The organism is Streptomyces sp. NPDC088194, from assembly GCF_040702025.1.
GTDB lineage: Bacteria > Actinomycetota > Actinomycetes > Streptomycetales > Streptomycetaceae > Actinacidiphila.
In genome coordinates, this window is sequence record NZ_JBFBIV010000009.1 from 146978 (window position 1) to 164498 (window position 17521).

General features: G+C 74.8%; 11 protein-coding genes. 1 reads left to right on the forward strand and 10 read right to left on the reverse strand.

Annotated features, from left to right (window positions below; all coding sequences use genetic code 11):
- Together AB0399_RS07365 and AB0399_RS07370 are read right to left on the reverse strand one after the other, a co-directional pair.
- Positions 1–3432 (reverse strand): ABC transporter permease, encoded by a 3432-nt coding sequence (locus AB0399_RS07365; protein ID WP_366410539.1) that lies wholly within the window; start codon positions 3430–3432, stop codon positions 1–3.
- Positions 3433–3604: 172 nt separating this feature from the next.
- A complete protein-coding gene (locus tag AB0399_RS07370) occupies positions 3605–4009 on the reverse strand; it encodes a globin (protein WP_328464284.1) in 405 nt (134 codons plus the stop codon).
- A gap of 167 nt (positions 4010–4176) precedes the next feature.
- Between AB0399_RS07370 and AB0399_RS07375 the strand changes: the two genes are divergently transcribed.
- Complete coding sequence (locus tag AB0399_RS07375) at positions 4177–5127, forward strand: methyltransferase domain-containing protein (RefSeq protein ID WP_366410550.1); 951 nt, start codon at positions 4177–4179, stop codon at positions 5125–5127.
- A gap of 40 nt (positions 5128–5167) precedes the next feature.
- Here the strand turns inward: AB0399_RS07375 and AB0399_RS07380 are convergent, their stop codons facing one another.
- The 8 genes from AB0399_RS07380 to AB0399_RS07415 form a co-directional block, all read right to left on the reverse strand.
- The gene (locus AB0399_RS07380; RefSeq protein WP_366410540.1) at positions 5168–6298 is read right to left on the reverse strand and encodes an FHA domain-containing protein; all 1131 of its coding nucleotides are present in this window, start codon (positions 6296–6298) and stop codon (positions 5168–5170) included.
- 69 nt (positions 6299–6367) lie between these two features.
- Positions 6368–7693: a VWA domain-containing protein gene (locus AB0399_RS07385; RefSeq protein WP_329369308.1), complete on the reverse strand. Its 1326-nt coding sequence runs from the start codon at positions 7691–7693 to the stop codon at positions 6368–6370.
- 66 nt (positions 7694–7759) lie between these two features.
- Positions 7760–9181, reverse strand: a complete 1422-nt coding sequence (locus AB0399_RS07390) for a PP2C family protein-serine/threonine phosphatase (RefSeq protein ID WP_366410541.1) — start codon at positions 9179–9181, stop codon at positions 7760–7762.
- A 4-nt stretch (positions 9182–9185) separates the two neighbouring features.
- Complete coding sequence (locus AB0399_RS07395) at positions 9186–11864, reverse strand: tetratricopeptide repeat protein (protein WP_366410551.1); 2679 nt, start codon at positions 11862–11864, stop codon at positions 9186–9188.
- Positions 11865–12080: 216 nt separating this feature from the next.
- The gene (locus tag AB0399_RS07400; protein ID WP_329369312.1) at positions 12081–13373 is read right to left on the reverse strand and encodes a hypothetical protein; all 1293 of its coding nucleotides are present in this window, start codon (positions 13371–13373) and stop codon (positions 12081–12083) included.
- A 192-nt stretch (positions 13374–13565) separates the two neighbouring features.
- A complete protein-coding gene (locus AB0399_RS07405) occupies positions 13566–14525 on the reverse strand; it encodes a glutamate ABC transporter substrate-binding protein (RefSeq protein ID WP_366410552.1) in 960 nt (319 codons plus the stop codon).
- A gap of 101 nt (positions 14526–14626) precedes the next feature.
- Positions 14627–16051: a hypothetical protein gene (locus AB0399_RS07410; RefSeq protein WP_329369316.1), complete on the reverse strand. Its 1425-nt coding sequence runs from the start codon at positions 16049–16051 to the stop codon at positions 14627–14629.
- 579 nt (positions 16052–16630) lie between these two features.
- Positions 16631–17521: BadF/BadG/BcrA/BcrD ATPase family protein (locus tag AB0399_RS07415; protein ID WP_366410542.1), on the reverse strand; the 891-nt coding region annotated here is incomplete at its 5' end.

Genomic DNA, 17521 nt, shown 5'->3' on the forward strand with positions numbered 1-17521 from the left:
TCAGTCCTCCCCCTGCCGCCGCAGTGCCGTCGCCGGATCGCCGCGCCGTGCCGCCGTCGCCAGGACCACCAGCACCGGCACCACCACGACCTCCGCGAGGAGTTCGAGCAGCCGGCCGGCCGGCAGCCGTACGACCAGTGACGGTGTCGGAGTCGTGGCCTGCGGGGTCAGCACGATCAGCGGCGTCACCAGCCGGGTCAGCAGCGCACCGAGCGCGGCGCCGACGATCAGCGACACCAGCACCAGCAACCCCTGCTCGGCCGCGATCACCCGGGCCAGCTGGCGCCGGGGCGCACCCAGGGCCCGCAGGATCGCGAACTCCGCCGTGCGCTCGCGGACCGCGCCCGCCGAGGAGACCGCGAAGCCGAGCGCGGCCAGCACCACCGCGGCCACCACGGCGGCCGGCAGCGCCGACTGCGGGCCCGCGCCCAGCGGGTCGGCGCGCAGGTCGGCGGCCGTCTCGTCGGCGACCAGGACGGTGTCGACGTCGGCGCGGGCGCGCAGCGCGGCGGCGACCTCGGCGGTCCGGCCCGGCCGCGCGGCCAGCCACCACTCGGTGGGTTCCATCGCCTGCGCGTCGTGGTACTGCAGGTACTGGTTGACCGCCCGCAGGTCGACCACCATGCCGCCGACGTCCTGGTTGCCGCCCGTACCCGATCCGGCGTCCGTCCCCGAGCCCGACCCGGCGCCCGAATCCGCGCCCGACCCGCCGGACCCGTTCCCGGCGTCCGCGCCCTGGCCGTCGCCGAGCCCGGGGATCGCCTTGACCGAGCCCACGATGCGCACCGGCACCGAGATTCCGCCGAGTTGGACGCTGACGCTCTTGCCGACCTTCGCCTGCTGCGACGTGAGGAAGGCGTCGGTGGCGACAGCCGCCGGGGTCGGCGGTGCGGGCGTGTCCGCCCCGGCATGTACGGTCGCGGTCGCTATCGGGCTGTAGCTGTCCTGGGGCGCCTGCGCGGCGCCGGTGTCGTAGTCGAGCGTCATGGTCGTGCCCCCGCCGACCCGCGGCACGCCCGCCCCCGGCGCTCCGGCGGTCGGCGCGCCGGCGCCCGGCAGTTGCTCGAACGAGGGGCCGTCGATGGACGCCGTCGCCGACCACTTCTGGACGGGTACCGTCAGCGGGCGGACGGTGCCCGTGCCGTCCGCGACCCGCGTGGCCGACATCGTCAGCGTGTAGGTCCGCTCCTTGACCGGGATGTCGAAAGCGATGTCCAGGCCGGTGACCCGCAGCGGACCGGCGGGCGCGCCGCCGGCCGCACCGGACAGCGCGGCGATGTCCAGGACCAGCGGGTGCGGTCTGCCGTCGGGTTGCAGGTCGCCGACGGCGGCGGTGTACGGCACGCCCTCGGCGTCCAGGACGGTGACGCTGACGTGCTGGACGGCGTCCGCGGTCGCGGGACCGCCGCCCGGTCCGGGCCGCAGCACGGCGTCGAACGTCACCTTGCGGGCGTCGGCGGGCAGCGGGAAGCCGCCGCCGGCGCGGACGCCCTTGCCCAGCGGCGCCAGCACCGTGGCGGCCGACCGTCCGCCGGTGAGGTCGGAGCGGAACAGCATCGTCTTCCCGGCCCGCGCGGAGTCGATGGCCAGCACGGTCGCCGTACGGTCCTGGTCGAGGTAGAGGCCGGTGTCCGCGGCGGGCGCGGCGGCGGCGAGGCCGGGCTGGTGCGCGAAGATCCCGGGCTGCCCGAACGGCGGGGTGGTCATGCCGGTCACCCGCAGGTCGGCGCCGACCGCGTACCGGGCCTGATCGCGCTGCGAACGGTCCCAGCTCGCGCTCTGCCCGATCGAGAAGACGCCCATCGCGATCGCGAGCACCAGCAGCAGTGCCGCTCCCGCGCCGCGCCGCGGCCGCCGGGCGAGTTGCCAGCCGGCGAGCGCCAGCGGCAGGGTCCGGCCGCGTGCGGCCCGCCGCTCGCCGAGCTTCGCGACCAGCGGCAGCAGCCGCAGCACCAGCACGGTGCCGGCCAGCAGGCACAGCGCGGGCGCGGCGACCAGGATCGGGTCCACCCCGAGCCCGCCGCCCGCGTTGGCGCTCAGCGCGCCGCTGCCCGAGGCACGCCGCTCCAACTGCCAGTAGGCGATCCCGGCGACCACCAGCAGCCCCACGTCGGCGCCCGCCTGCACCGCGCCGGGCAGGGAGCGGCGCCGGGCGCGCTCGGCCCGCTCGGCGGCGTAGGAGCCGCCGGTGCGCAGCGCGGGCACGATCACCGCGCCGGCGCAGGCCAGCGCGGCGGCCACGGCGACCAGCCAGGCCAGGCCGGTGTCGCCGGAGCCGAGACTGACGCCGGTACGGGCCATGGCGCCGGTGCCGGCCAGCTCCCGCGTGACCGGCCCGGCCAGCAGCGGGGCGAGCAGGGCCGCGGGCACCGCGAGCAGCAGCGCCTCCCACCCGGCCAGCCGGGCGACCCGGGCCCGCGATCCGCCGCGGGCGCGCAGCAGCGCGGTCTCCCCGGCGCGTTCCTCGGCGAGCAGCCCCGCCACCAGCAGCAGCGCGAAACCGGCCAGGATCACCAGTTGCAGCGCGCCGATCAGCAGCGTGGAGCGGGTCACCAGCATGCTGCGGCGCAGCGCGTCGAGCAGGTCGGGCAGGCCGCTGGTGCCCTCGGTGACGGCGGTGGTCCGGTCGTCGTGCAGCGCGTCGAGGGTCTGCTGGACGCCCTTCTCCAGCGTGTTCATGTCGTGTGCGGTGGACTGCCGGAAGTCGCCGGTGGCCTGCCAGGCCATCGCGGCGGCCTTGACCCGGCCGGAGTCGAAGCTGCCGGGGTCGGCGAGCATCGGCCCGTAGGTGGTGAACGCGACCGTGTGCGCGCCCCGGCCGTCCAGCGGGTCGAGGTGCCAGTACGGGGAGGACGGGTCGCGCGGCTGGAAGATCCCGCTGACCTGGACCTTCAGCGGGGCGCCGCCGAGTCGGTCGGCGAGGGTGAGGACGTCGCCGGGCTCGGTGCCGAGGATCAGCGCGGCCACCTGCGGCAGCGCGACCTGCACCCGGGCCGCGCCCCGCTCGGCCGCGGTCGGCCAACTCCCCTTCACCAGCCGGACTTCGGCGCGGTCGAAGGTGGCCAGCAGCGTCAGGTCGGGCTCGCCGTTCGCCGACTGGGCCGAGGAGCGCGGCCGCTTCGGCAGCCCGTAGGGGCCGGAGCGGGTGCTGCCGTGGACGCTGGTGGGCAGCCCGGTGAAGGAGCCGCGCAGGTGCTTGCGCACCGCCGCGTCGAGCGCCTTGCGGTCCGTCCCGTTCAGCTGGGTCTGCACCTCGACCGTCGACCGCGCGGCCGCCTGGTGCTGGAGGGTGCGCCGCAGGGCCGCGTCGCCGATCGCGCCGGTGAAGGCGGTGAACGTCGCGAGCACGCACGTGGTCAGCAACACCGTGAGCAGGGCGGCGGCGAGAAGCAGTCGGTGTGCGCGGACACGCAGCAGCACGAATCCGGTCACATGTTCCCCCCGTCATGTACTGACGGGATGCTCTCAAACCGCGCAGCGGCGCAGAACCCGGACCGCGGATGTCGCAATCCGATCGTGATGGTCCGCCGAGCGGACGCCGGGCCGGCCCGCCGGGCGGGAAAGTGCGGGCCGCTGCGGTGCGTGGCCCACCGGCCACGCGGGGTCAGCCCGGGGTGTTCACCATCGACGCGGCGGCGTACACCAGGTAGTCCCACAGCTGGCGTTCCTGCTCGGCGGGCAGCGCCAACTCGTCGACGGCCACGCGCATATGGCGCAGCCACGCGTCGTGGGCGGCGCGGTCCACCGCGAAGGGGACGTGCCGCATCCGCAGCCGGGGGTGGCCGCGCTCGTCGCTGTAGGTGCGCGGGCCGCCCCAGTACTGCATCAGGAAGAGGGTCAGGCGCTCCTCGGCCGGGCCGAGGTCCTCCTCGGGGTACATCGCGCGCAGCTCGGGGTCGTCGGCGACGCCCTGGTAGAAGCGGTGTACGAGGCGGCGGAAGGTCTCCTCGCCGCCGACGAGTTCGTAGAACGTCTGCTGCTGCAACTCGCCGCGCCGGATCTCATTCACCCTTCCATCGTCGCAGATGCGGCGAGCGGCCCGCCGTGGTGTCCCGGTTCGTATCCCCGCCGCTCCGGGCGCACGATGGAAGCATGGGCGCGACAGGGCCCGACGGGCGGCGCGAGGGGCGATTCGAGCGGCGGTACGCCGTCGCCGCGGGGTCGCTGCGGGCCCGGATGGTCCGCCGGATCGAGTCCGGCGGCGGCCTCACCGACCCCGCCTGGCGGGCGGCCTTCGCGGAGGTCCCGCGCCACCTCTTCGTCCTGGACGACCAGGACACCGGGTACGGCGGGGAGCCGGGGCCCGGCGGGGAGTACGGCGGGGGATACGACGAGGAGTACGGCGAGGGGTCCGCGTACGGCGAGGGGCCGGTTCACGGCCGCGGTCCGGTGGCCGCGTCGCACCGCCGCGCGATGAGCCGCCTCACGGGCGCCTACGCGGACCGGCCGATCGCCACCCGCGTGGTCGGCGGTGAGCTGGTCTCCTCCAGCAGCCAGCCGTCGCTCATGGCGCTGATGTGCGAGGCACTGGACGTGCACGGCGGGGAGCGGGTGCTGGAGATCGGCGCGGGCACCGGCTACAACGCGGCGCTGCTGGCCCACCGGCTCGGCCCGGACACGGTCACCACCATCGACCTGGAGCCGGAGATCACCGCCGCGGCCCGCGCCCACCTGGACGCGTACGGCACCGAGGCCGCCCGCTCGGTCGTCGTGGTCACCGGCGACGGCGCCCTCGGGCACCCGCCTCGCGCCCCTTACGACCGGGTCATCGCGACCTGCGAGCTCCCCTTCGTGCCCCCGGCCTGGCTGGAGCAGTGCACGCCCGGCGGTCTCCTGCTGCTGCCGCTGGCCACCGGCCTGGTCGCCCTCACCGTGCACGGCCCGCGCCAGGCGGAGGGCCGGTTCCTCTCGACGCCCGCCTACTTCGTGCCCCTGCGCGGCGGATCGGGCGCCCCCGACGGCGCCGCCGAACACGGCCTCGCCGCCGAGGTGTTCGGCCAGAGTGCCTTCGGCGGCATCACCCGCCCCGACCGCACCCGCTACGGCCTCACCGTCGACGGCCCCCGCCAATGGCTCTGGCGCGACAGCCCCGAGGGCCCCCTGACCTGGCCCCTCACCACCACCTGACACCGGCCGCGCCGGCACCCGGAAGCGCCCGCCGCGCCGCTCAGGCGCGGTGCAGCGTGATGGTCGTCCACGCCCCGACGTGCACACGGTCCCCCTCGGCGAGCGGCACCGGCAGATACGGCCGGATCGGGTCCTCCGCCAGGTTCACCGTGGTCCCGTTGGTGGAGTCCTGGTCGACCACCGACCAGGAGCCGTCGGGCTGCTGGACCAGCACCGCGTGATGGTGCGAGACCCCGGGGTCCTCCGGCGAACGGGACAGGTCGATGTCGGGCGCCTCACCCGTGCTGTGCCGGCGGCGGCCGATCGTGACCTGGTGCCCGGTGAGCGGCAGTTGCACCTCGGGGGAGTAGGCGGGGAAGTACAACTGCTCGGCGTCCGGGCCGCTGCGCGCCATCATCGCGGTGAAGTACGCCCGGTCGGCGGTGATCACGGCCACCCAGGCCGTACCGGTGCCGGTCGCGACGGACAGCGGCGGCTGCTGCCCGACGGCGGTGGTGGCCGGACCACTTGAACCACCCTGCTCGCCGGGCCCGTTCGGCCCGCCCTGCGGAACGATCACCGGCCCGCTGGCCGGCCCGCTGGCCGGGCCGCTGACGGGTCCGCCGAGGGTTCCACCGGAAGCCCCGCCGAGGGTTCCGCTGCCGGGCCCTCCCACCGGCCCGCTGACAGGCCCGCTGACCGGTCCGCCCGACGTCGTCCCGCCGGTACCGGGCACCGACCGCACCGACCCGGACGGCGGGTCGAGCAGGAAGTCCCCCGAACCGGAGGTGACCGAGTCGTCCGGCAGCGCCTCCGCCGGCCGGTTGATCTGCGACGGCCGCGACCGCTGCGATTCGTACCGCTGGTACGGCGGGATGCCCGGCGCGGTCGGCTGCGGTGGCACCACGGTCGCCGCGTGGGTGCGGAAGTTGTAGCGGCACTGCTCGCAGAACAGCGCCGAGCCCTCCCGCGGCGTCCCGCAGTTCGGACAGCACTCCTCGCCACCCCCTGCCGGCTCGCCCGTGAATCCGGGCGGCGACGGCGACGAGGGCGGCGGCGAGACCGGCGAGGCCGAGGACGACGACGCGGAGGACGCCGGCCGCGACCCCGCGGCCGGTGCCGGCATCAGCAGGCCGCAGACCTCGCACCAGTCGGTGGCGCTGGTCTGGTGGCCGTTGGCACAGATCGGCATGGCGTCGGCTCCCCCTCCGCCCGGTCGGGCGGCTCCCAAGGTTGTGCGCGAGCACGTAGTACCCGACGGTTACTTTTTCACGCGTACGGTCTTTGTCGACCGCGTCTCCAAGGTCATCTCGTCGGCGTCGGCGACCTTGGGCTTCAACCGCACAGTACCGTTCACCGCGTCCACCACGTCGACCACCTTCGCCAGCAGCTTGGAAGTGTCCTCGTTGCCCGAGGCGCTGGCGAGCTGCACCGCGCGGCCCAGCTTGGCGGTCGCGGAGTCCAGGTCCCCGGACTTGCGGGCCTCCAGGCCCTGCTGGATGGCCTGCGCCAGCTCGGCCTGCCCGGTGTAGTGCGCCACCTGCGGGCTGATCCGGGTCGAGGCCGCCATGTCGTCGGTCCACAGCGCCCGGACCAGCCCCTGCGCCAGCACCTGCGTGGTGCCGTCGGGCTCCGGCAGCACCAGCGACACCCGGGCCGCGAGCATCTCCTGGCCGACGACGGCCGGCGGCACCTTCACGCAGACGTGGTAGTCGCGTGACTCGTCGCCCCATGACCCGGTCGGGTAGTCGCCCATCCGCGGCCCGGTCTCCGCACGCCGCTCGGTGAGGTCCTCCACGGTCGGCGCGACCTGCTTGACGAAGGCGATCTCGGCGTTCTGCGGAGTCCACAGCCGCAGGCCGACGTCCGCGACCTCCTTGCCCATCGCGTTCTCCATCATCGCCTGGAAGTCGCCGGCCAGACCGGCCGGGTCGGCGACGATGTCCACCGTGCCGAGCAGCGCCGAGGCGATCCCGGTGACCTCCTTGACCTCCCAGTCCGTGCCCACCCCGCGCGCGTCGCAGGTGAAGCGGCCGGAGCAGGCGTCCAGGGCGCTTTGCAGGTCCTCCGGCTTCTCGTGCTCGTTGCGGCCGTCGGTGAGCAGGATGCCGTGCCGTATCGCCACGTCGGAGCCGGCCAGCAGCCGGTCGGCGAGCCGCAGCCAGGTGCCGATCGCGGTGCCGCCGCCCGCGGTGAGCTTGCGCAGCGCCTGTTTGGCCTGCGCGCGGGTGTTCGGATCGGCCACCGCCAGGCCGCCGTTGGCCGGGTAGACCTCGCGGGCCTGGTGGGTGCCGGCCACCACCGCGAACGACACCCCGTCGCGCAACGTGTCGATGGCGACCGCGGTCGCGTCCCGCGCGTTGCGCATCTTCGTCGGCGGGTACTCCATCGAGCCGGAGCAGTCGACCATGATGACCACGCCGGCCGCCGCCGCGTCGCCCGGCAGCGGGCGGCCGCCCGAGGTGCCGCCGCCGGTCGAGGTCACCGTGACGATCGCGTTGACCTCGCGGCCGCCCTCGGGCAGGTACTCGTTCTGGTACACGTCCACCGAGAACTGCGGCACGTTCGACTTCGAAAGACTTGGCATCGCTTCCTGTGCTCCTTCACGCCATTGCTCGTCCGCCCCCCGCCGTGCGCGTCGCGCCGGCGAGAGCTAGGCGGAGGGGAATCCTGCCCGTGCGACGCTTGCCGGGAACGGCAGCACCGCGACCGTTACGTTGTCGTGGCCGCCGCCGTCGAGGGCCAGGCCGAGCAGCGAACGCGCGCTCGCCAGCGGCCGGACACGGGCGTCGGCCGGCAGCGCCTCGGCCATCTCCGCGGCCGATTCTGCGTAGTTCCACAGTCCGTCGGTGCACACCACGATCACGCCCGGGCCCTCCGGCTGGAAGGCCGCCACGTGCGGATCGACCTCCACCGCGTCCGCGCCCAGCCAGCCGGTGATCGCGTGCGCCCGCTCGTCGGCGTACGCCTCGGCCTCCGACATCAGCCCGGCCGAGACCATCCGCGCCGCCCACGAGTCGTCCTCGGTGAGGCGTGCGGCGGGCGTGCGGCGGTCGTCCGGGACCCAGTACGCGCGGCTGTCGCCGATCCAGCCGACGGTGAAGACCGGGCCGGTGATGACCGCGCTGACGCAGGTGCACGCCGGGGCGTTGTGGTGCGCGGTGATCGGCTCCGGCGACTCCTCCTCGGCCAGCGCGCCCACCGCGTCGAACGCGGCCATCAGCGCGTCGCGCATCGCGTCGTCGGGGGAGGTGCCGCGTTCCAGGGCGGCGAGCAGCGACTCGCTGCCGGCGGCGGAGGCCGCGGCGGAGGCGTCGTCGGGACGGTAGGCGGTGGACACGCCGTCGCACACCACGGCCACGACAGCGGCGCTGCCGTCTGGCAGGGCGGCGGTGCCGAGCATGAACGCGTCCTCGTTGCGGTGGTGCCGCAGGCCGCGGTCGCTCACCGCGGCCACGCCCTCCAACTCCTTCTCCTGGTGGTCGCGTTGGCGGGGCTGCGCGTGCCCGCAGTGCTCGCAGTAGCCGTCGTCGTCCACCCCGCCGAGGCCGCAGGCCACGCACACCGTGCCGGTCGTGGCCGAACGGCCGGTCGAGCCGGTCCCGTCCTTGCTCCCGGTCGCGGTTCCGGTTCCGGTCCCGGTCGCGGCCTGGCCGCCGCCCGCCGTCGCTTCGCCTTCGCCGGCGCCGGCGTCGTCGCCGTTCTCGCTCTCGTCGGAGAGCCGGGCGGTGAAGCCGAGCGGGAGGGTGTCCTCGGAGGACCCGCTGCGCGGGGGAGCGAGCAGGAAGGCGCCGGTGGCGTCGGCGGCGGCGCCGTTCACGGCGGGCGCGGCGGCGTCGGGACCCGGCGCGTGCGGCGCGGGAGCACCCGGCGCCGGAACACCGCGCGCAGGAGCACCCTGCGCCGACGCGTTCGGCTCCGCCGCATCCGGCTCGGGCTCGGGCGGTGGCACGCTCAGGTCGCGGCCGCAGCCCCCGCAGAACCGGTCGTCGGGGGCCTGGGGTTCGGAGCAGCCCGGGCAGATCGTCGGGCGGGCCGTGGGCGCCGAGGGCGCCGACTCGGGCAGTGGTGGCATCGGTTTACACCCAGGTCCTGGGGCGGAAGCGGTTGGCCCGCTCCACCAGTTCGATCCTCGTACCGCCCTGGCGGGCCAGCCGGGCGAGCACCCGGTAGGACCGCTCAAGGCCGAACCGCAGTCCGCGCTCGTCCAGTTCGGCGCCGAGCACCGGCCCGGTCGGCGCGGTGCCCGCGCCGGTCCGGCCGGCCAGCACCCAGTCCAGCGCGCTGCCGTACACCTCCGTGGCGAGCTGCTCGCGACGGTCGTGGTCCAGGCCCTGCCGCTGGAGGTCCTCCACCTGGCGGGCCGCCGCGTGCAGGTCGGGCAGCAGCGGCTCCTGCGGGGCCCGGTCGCGCAGCCGGGCGCGTATCGCGGCGACCCGGGCGGCGGTGTAGTGGATGGAGGACTCGGGCACCGACTCCAGCGCGCGCACCGCGCCGACCCGGTCGCCGGACTTCAGCAGCACCCGGGCCAGCCCGAAGGCCGCGCTGACGTAGCTGTGGTCGGTGGTCCACACCAGGCGGTAGTACTCGGCGGCGTTGTCGAGCTGCCCGAGCACCTCCGCGCAGATGCCCAGGGCCAGCTTCGGCGAGGGCTCGCCGGGGAACGCGTCGTAGACCGCGTCGAAGCTGAGCGCCGCCGTCGCGTGGTCGGCGGTGCACAGGCCGACCAGCCCGCGGTGCCAGACCACCCGCCAGTCGGCGCTGTCGTCGCCGGAGCCGTCGAGGCCGCTCAGCACCGCCTGGGCGCCGGCGGTGTCGTCCAGCTCCAGCAGGGCCCGCAGCTCGCGCAGCCGCTTCTCCACGGAGTCGATCGGCGCCGACCGCAGCGCGGTCACCATCTCGCCGGGGGCGGCGGCCGCGATGCCGGCCAGGAAGCCCGCGTTGGGGTCGGTGGAGTCCACATGCGGTACGGGCAGCGCGAGTACGGCCGCGGCCGCGTCGAGCCGGGAGACGATCGGCCGGCCCGGACCCCAACCGCCGCCCGCCGGAGCCCCGGTGGGCGCCTGCGGTGCGACGGGCAGCCCGGGCGGCGGGGTGGCGCCACCCGTCGCGGGCCCGAACACCCCGGCCGGCGCGGCCTGGGCGACCTGCCCGGGAAGCGCCGCGGGGGGCGCGCCCGGCAGCACCGGCGCACCCGCGGGAGCGGCCGGCAGCGCCGGGGCGCCCTTGTCCCTTCTGGACCGTCGCTTCCCGTCGGGCGGGCGCACCGCGCCGAGCCGCGAGGTGTCGCCGGTCACCGGCCGCACCAACTGGGTGTCCACCACCCGCAGTTCGGGACCGAACAGGGTGGACAGGGCCGGCCGCGGCGAGCCCGACTCCAGGGCGACGACCTCCCGCAGCACGCCGAGCAGCTGGTCGGACATCTCCTCGGCCGAGGCGAACCGCTTGTGCGGGTCCGGGTCGGTGGCACGCACCAGCAGCCGGTAGAAGGACTCGTAGCGCCGGAAGACCTCGATCTTGTCCGGGTCGGGCAGGCTGTCCACGAAGATGTTGGTGTAGCCCTGGAAGTCGAAGGTCAGCACCGCCAGGGTGCGGGCGACGGTGTAGAGGTCGGAGGCGACCGACGGGCCGACCTCCGCGACCTCCGGTGCCTGGTAGCCGACCGTGCCGTATATCGCCGACTCGGTGTCGTCCATCCGGCGCACCGCGCCCATGTCGATCAGTTCGAGCCGGTCCTCGGTCTGGATCGCGTTGTCCACCTTGAAGTCGCAGTACAGCAGGTTGCGGCTGTGCAGGTGGCCGAGCGCGTCCAGCGCCTCGATGGCGAACGCGATGGCCTGCGCGACCGGCAGCGGCTCGCGCTTGCCGTCGGGGGCGCGGCGCTCGTTGGCGATCTCCTTGAGCGACTTGCCGCCGACGTACGCCATCACGATGTAGCCGTCGAGGGTGCCGGTGCGCTGGTCGAGGTGCTCGACGAAGTTGTAGATCCGCACGATGTTGGGGTGCTCGATCTCGGCGAGGAAGCGCCGCTCGGACAGCGCGGCGGCCAGCGCGTCCTCGTCGCCGGTGTCGAGCAGGCCCTTGAGCACCACCCAGCGGTCGGAGACCGCCCGGTCCACCGCGAGGTAGATCCAGCCGAGTCCGCCGTGCGCCAGGCAGCCCATCACGTGGTACTGCCCGTGCACCAGGTCGCCCGGGCGCAGCTTGGGCGTGAAGGAGTACGGGTGCCCGCACTTGGTGCAGTAGCCCTCGGTGCGGCCGGGCCGCCCCTCGCGGCTGCGGCCGACCGGCGCGCCGCAGTCGCCCTTGCTGCAGTAGCGCTTGCGCTCGGGTACCTCGGGGTTCTCCAGCACCGCGGCGGCCGGGTCGGGCTTCGGCACCGTCGGCACGCTGACCAGGCCGGCGCCCAGCTTGCCGCGGGTGGGGCCGCTGCCGGTGCCGCGGGTGGTGCGCACCGACACCGAGCGGCCGGTGGAGCTGCCGGCCAGCGACTGGGAGAGCCGGCCCGACACCGAACGGCGGGACGCCTGGGAGGTGGAGGAGCGGGACGAGCGGGAGGAGTGCGCGGAGGAGCTGCCGGCCGAGGACTGCCCGGAGTCCGCGCCGGAGCGCGCGCCGGGGACGGCCGCGCCGCCCGCACCGCCGGAGCCCGCGCCGAACCCGCCCGCGGCACCCGCGCCCGGCACCGGTCCCGCGGGTGCGGCCACCACCACGGGCGCCAGACCGCAGGTGCCGCAGTACAGGTCCCCGCCGCCCATGTCCTCCAAGGTCCCGTCGCAGCCGGGTCGCTGGCACTCGCTCACGGTCTCCCCCTCAGCCTTTCCCTGTCCCTGACGCCATCTTCGTACTGCTGCCGATCCTCGCGCGCGGGTCCGTGGCCGCGGCCGAAGCCGCACCCGAACCCGGACCCGAACCCGTGTCCGTATCCGTGCCTCTACGGGTGACGGTCGCCGCGGTCGTGCGCGGGTGCCCGCTCATGCCGGCCCCCGGCGGTCGGTGGGGGTGCGCGGGGTGCTGCCCAGCTCCGTGACCGCCTGCTGGTAGCGGCGTACGGCCCGTTCGGCCGCGCCGAGGTCGCACGGCGCGCTCCACAGCAGCCGCCGCGCCTGGTCGTACCGTTCGATCAGCACCGGGTCCTCGGCCATGCCGAGCCGGGCCACCTTCGCCCGGTACGCGTCGAGCCGGCCGCGCAGCTCGGCGCGGACCGCCAGCGGGGCGGTCACCGCGGTCAACGACTCCCGGGCGCGCAGCAGTTCGTCGTCGGCGTGTCCCTCCAGGCTGTCCAGCAGCGGGGAGAGCCGGTGCCATTGCGCGGTCCTGGCGAACTCCTCGGCCGCGCCGAGCTGTTCGTGCAGCGCGGCGGCCGGGCCGCTGACCGCGGGCACGTCGGAGGCGAGGATCTTCGACAGCACCTCGACCCGGGCGCCGCGGGCCTCGGTGAGGGTGCGGTCGGCCCGCGACATCACGTCGCGCAGCCGCCCGAGCCGGTGTTCGGCGTCGTCGCGCACGTGCAGGACCGCCTCGACCTCGCGGCGGATCTCCTCAAGGCGCCGACCGGCGTCGTCGTAGCGCGAGGTGTCGGGGCGGCCGGGGGCCGGGCGCGGGTTCCAGAAGGCCAGCGGGTCGGAGACCGTACGGGCCCGGAGCTGCGTCAACTCCTCGACCAGCGCCTCCAGTTCGTCACCGGCGGGGTGGCCGCCCGGGCGGACGCCGACCGAGTGCGCCAGCGAGCGGACCCGCTGCGTCTCGGCGGCCAGCAGGTCGATCCTGGCCGGCAGCGCGGACCACACCGCGTCGGCGGCGGCCACCGTCTCCATGGCCTGGTCGTACCAGCTGTTCATCCGCCGGACCAGTTCGTCCAGGCTCATCTGCTCGCTGACGCGGGCCGGGCCGGTCAGCGAGCGCTCGTGGTCCGGCACGGTGCCGCCCAGCACGGTGATCCCGTCGCCGCGCAACAGCTCGGTGAGCCGGGCGAGTTCGGTCTGGGTCGGCCAGCGGCGGCGGGCCCGCAGCTCGCGGGCGGCGGTCAACGCCTCGGTGTACGCCTCGAAGTGCGCCCACAGCGCGGTGACCGCCGTGTCGGTGCGCTGCCACCGCTCCTTGGTGACACCGGTCAACTCGGCGCCTTCGAGCAGCCTGCGCCCGGAGTGGTCCTGGAGGGCGAGCAGGGAGGTCTCGACGGCTTCGTGCTCGGCGCCGAGCCGTTCCAGCGCGAGATCGACGTCCTCCCGGCCCATCACCGGTCCGGATGCTCCCACGACCGCCATCACACCCTCTTCCCGTCCGCCGTGCCTGCCCTGCCCGCTCCGACTGCCGTGATCGTCGCCGTGCCCTTCGTGCCTGACCTGCCCGCCCTGCCCGTTCTGCTCAGCTTGGCCCGCGTGTTCCGCGTGTTCCGCGTGTCCCGCGCGTGCGCCGTGCCGGCCGAGCCCGCCGTACGCGTCGGAACACCCCTTCCCTTATTTGTACTTCGGTTGCGGCGGTCCCGTGACGTCCGGCAGGTCCTTGGCGAGCCAGGTCTGGTACTGGTGCATCCACTCGCTGCTCGCGCCGCCCGCCTCGTAGGCCACCAGCACCTGGTTGACCCGGCGCACCAGGTCCTGGTCGTCCAGGTTCATGGCCACACCGTACGGCTCCTCGGTGACGGGAGTTCCCACCAGGTGCACGGTCGGGTCCTGCGCGGCCTGTCCCGCGGCGAGCGCGTTGTCGGTGAACACCGCGTCGACCATGCCGAGTTGCAGCAGCACCAGGCAGTCCAGCTGGTTGTCGACCAGCTTGATCCTCGCGCCGTGCGCGCCCTGCTTCAGCTTGGCCTCCCCGGTCGAACTCGACGCGGTGCACACCGTCTTGCCCTTGAGGCTGTCGTTGTACCCGGTGATCGGCGAGTCCTTCGGGACCAGCAGTTGCTGGCCGGCTTCGAAGTAGGCGATGGAGAAGGCCACGTCCTTCAACCGGGAGCAGGTGATGGACATGGTGCGCACCACCATGTCCACCTTGTGCTGCTGTATGTCGGTCACCCGCTTGTTCGTCGGCACGGTCAGGTACTGCACCTTCGCCGAACTGCCCAGGATGTTCTGGGCGATGGCCTTCACGATCTCGATGTCGAAGCCCGCGATGGCGCCGGTCTCCGGGTCGCGGAAGCCCCACAGGTAGCTGTTCTGGTCCACGCCGACGATCAGCCGCCCGCGCTTCTTGATCCGTTCCACGGCGGCACCGTCGGTGGTGCCGGACGACGGCGACAGGCTCGCCTCGGGCGTGGTGCAGGTGCCGGAGTCGGTGGCGGCGGCGTCCCGCGCGTGCGCGACCGGCCCGCCGCTCGCGGGCGACGACGTACGCCCTGCCCCCGAGGCGCCGCCGAACGGCCCGACGCCCAGCGGGCTCAGCGCCGCCGTGACGGTCAGCGCGCAGGCCGCCGCCATCGCCGCGACCCCGCCCCATCCACGTGCCGTACGGCTCACCGCGACCTCCCTCGTCTCCACCCGGCCGGACCGGCCCCACCCTCGGTACGTTCGCACGCCGCTCACCGGTACTCCGACAGGCGCCGCCCGATGCCGATCAGCGCGGCGCCCGCGGCGAGCGCGGCCAGCAGGCCCGCGCCGTACGGCAGCAGCGACAGCGCGCCGCGGCCGTCGGTCGCGGACTGGTGGAACTCCTTCTGCTCCTGCGCGACGGCCTTGCCCAGGCTGGTGTCGACCGCGCTGAAGCTCTCCTGCGTGGTGTTCGCCACCGTGAACTCGCCGCCGCTGTTCTTCACGCCGATCACCTCGGCGACCGCGGTGGTGTAGTCGCCGCCGTCGTCGGCCGCGCGCTCGCGGGTGTGCCGCTGCCGCCACGCGCTCGCGTTCTCGATCGCGGAGCGCACCGGGGCGCGGCCCGCCTCCTTGTCGGCGAGCGCCAGCGCCTGGGCCAGCTCGCCGCCGCCCTTCGCGCTCGCGGCGGTGGACTTGCCGGCCAGCGTGGCCATCTCCTTCTCGAACTTCGACTCGTACTCGTCGCCGGAACCGCGCGCCACCAGCGTGAGGTTCTCGTCGCCGCGGGCCTGGAGCACCGCGATCCGGGCGTTGTTGAGCACCTGCATCGACTTCGCGCCGTGCGTGTACGAGTCGGCGAGTTCGGTACGGGCCAGGGTGTGCGCCGCGACCAGCCACAGCAGCACCGCCGCGGACGCCGCGGTCGCGGTCAGCATGCCCCGGTTGAACACCCGGTTGGTACGGCGGTAGTGGCGGCGCTGCGCCCACACCAGCGCGGCCAGCGCGATCACGCCCAGCGCCCACGACGCGTACGGCAGCGCCTTCGCGTCGGAGTAGTCGGAGCCCAGCCGGGCGTTCTCGGCCTGGTACAGCTTGTCGGCCGCGTCCAGCAGGCCGCCCTGCTTGCGCATCTGCGTGTCGGCGTACCGCAGGTAGGCGCCGCCCAGCGGCAGGCCCTGCCGGTTGTCGGCCTGCGCGGTCGCCACCAGCTCGGTGTACTGCGGGAGGTGGCTGTTCAGCGTGGCGATCTGGGTGCGGGCCTCCTGCGAGCCCGCGCTGTTCGCGGCGGCGTCGGCGATCAGCTTGGCGGCCGTGGTGATGTCCCTCTGGTAGCGGTCGGACACCTCCTTCGGCTCCTCGCCGCCGACCAGGAAGCCGCCCGCGACGGTGGCGTCCGCGTCCGCGAGGGAGCGGTAGATCTCGGCGGCGTTCGCGCTCAACGGGGCGCTGTGGTCGATCACATGGCCCGCGGCGGACTGCCGTTCGGCGACCTGCCACGCGGTGACGGCGCCGAACGCGATGACGAGGACGGCGAGGACCGCGCCGATCAGGCGGAGCCGGCCGGGCTCGGTGGTGGTCGCCGCGCGGAGCCGGGCCGTGGACTCCGCCCAGGCGCGGCGCGGGGCCGCTCCCGGTGCGGCGGCGTGCTCCGGCTGCACCCCGGGGTGCGGCCCGGGGTGCGGCCCACCGGTCAATCCCCCTGCGTACCCCTGGACCTGGCTTCGGCCTTGGCTCTGCACAGGCACGCCACCTGTCGGCGTCTGCGTCACGCGCCCTCCCCACGATGCGGTCAGCTTGCAGCAGCAGTATGGCTGCCGCCGCCTACCTCTGCACACGCCTCCGGCGGCTGCACGGTTCCGTGGGCACCCTTTGCCCGAGAGGGTGCCCACTTCCCGGCACGGGGGTGCCCTGATGGGGCGCGGGGCTCTGCGTGTTCAGCCGTCCATCGGCCGGTGGCCTGGATGCGACTGCGGCTGCCCCTTCTGGCCGGTGGCGAACTGACGCGCCGTCGTGGCTGGTCGCGCAGTTCCCCGCGCCCCTTGGTGGTGGGTGGTTGCGCAGTTCCCCGCGCCCCTTGGTGGTGGGTGGTCGCGCGGTTTCCCGGGCGCCTTGGGGGTGGCTGGTCGCGCGGTTTTCCGGGTCCCTTGGGGGTGGCTGGTCGCCGTGGGGGGAGGTTCGCCGTTCGGGGGCGCGGGGAACTGCGCGACCAGCCCTCCACGGGCCGGTGGTCCCGGGGCGGACGGGACATCCGTCCCCGGGGGGACAGGGGCGCCCTACGGGTAGTGGGTGCGGAGGGTGGACTGGGCGGAAGCGGGAGCGGAGGTGTGGTCGAGGCCGAGGAGGGCCGCCCCGAGCACCGGGGGCGCCGTGACCACGTGGGCGCGGGCTTTGGGCGCGGTCGAGGCGAGCCCCGCGGTGATCCCGCCCATGAGACGGGGATTGCTCGCGGCCATGACACCACCCCCGAGGACGACGTCGGCCTCGTCGTCGAGGAGGTCGAGCCGCCGGAGCGCGACCGTCGCGAGGCAGACGATCTCCTCGGCCTGCCGGTCGACCACGGAGCAGGCGACCGGATCACCGGCGTCGGCGGTGGCGAAGAGCACGGGCGTGAGTTCGTACCGCCGTACGTACGGTATGCGTTCCAGGTGCAGCGCCTCGATCAGCTCGTACATCGTGCGCAGCCCGAAGTGCGCGGGCAGCGAGGTGGCGAGCGCGGTCGGCTCGCCGCGCCCGTCCTCCGCGCGCGCGGCGAAGTACAGCGCCTCCTCCGCCAGTCCGGACCCGCCGCCCCAGTCCCCGGAGATCTTCCCGATCGCGGGGAACCGCGCGGTGCGCCCGTCCGGCAGCAGGCCGACGCAGTTGATGCCGGCGCCGCACACCACGGCGACGCCGCGCGGCTGTTCGACGCCGGCCCGCAGGATCGCGAACGTGTCGTTGGCGACGTACGTGCTGCGCGCCCACCCGCACGCGTGCACCGCCGCCTGCAACTGCTCTTCCTCGACCGGCAGATCGGCGTTGGCCAGGCACGCCGAGGTGTGCTCGGCCAGCGGCCGGCCGCCGCGGTCGCCGGCCGCCCATGGAAGGCGCGGAGGGCAGCGACGGCGCCGGCGGGGAGGTCCGCGGCGGGGCGAGCGAGTCGTCCGCCTGGTTCTCCAACTGGCGCA

What these genes read in the sequence shown, in the direction of transcription:
- AB0399_RS07375 (WP_366410550.1), top strand. Translation starts at nt 4,177, where the DNA reads ATGGTCCGCCGGATCGAGTCCGGCGGCGGCCTCACCGACCCCGCCTGG.
- AB0399_RS07390 (WP_366410541.1), bottom strand. Translation starts at nt 9,181, where the DNA reads ATGCCACCACTGCCCGAGTCGGCGCCCTCGGCGCCCACGGCCCGCCCG.
- AB0399_RS07405 (WP_366410552.1), bottom strand. Translation starts at nt 14,525, where the DNA reads ATGGCGGCGGCCTGCGCGCTGACCGTCACGGCGGCGCTGAGCCCGCTG.
- AB0399_RS07395 (WP_366410551.1), bottom strand. Translation starts at nt 11,864, where the DNA reads ATGGGCGGCGGGGACCTGTACTGCGGCACCTGCGGTCTGGCGCCCGTG.
- AB0399_RS07400 (WP_329369312.1), bottom strand. Translation starts at nt 13,373, where the DNA reads ATGGCGGTCGTGGGAGCATCCGGACCGGTGATGGGCCGGGAGGACGTC.
- AB0399_RS07385 (WP_329369308.1), bottom strand. Translation starts at nt 7,693, where the DNA reads ATGCCAAGTCTTTCGAAGTCGAACGTGCCGCAGTTCTCGGTGGACGTG.
- AB0399_RS07380 (WP_366410540.1), bottom strand. Translation starts at nt 6,298, where the DNA reads ATGCCGATCTGTGCCAACGGCCACCAGACCAGCGCCACCGACTGGTGC.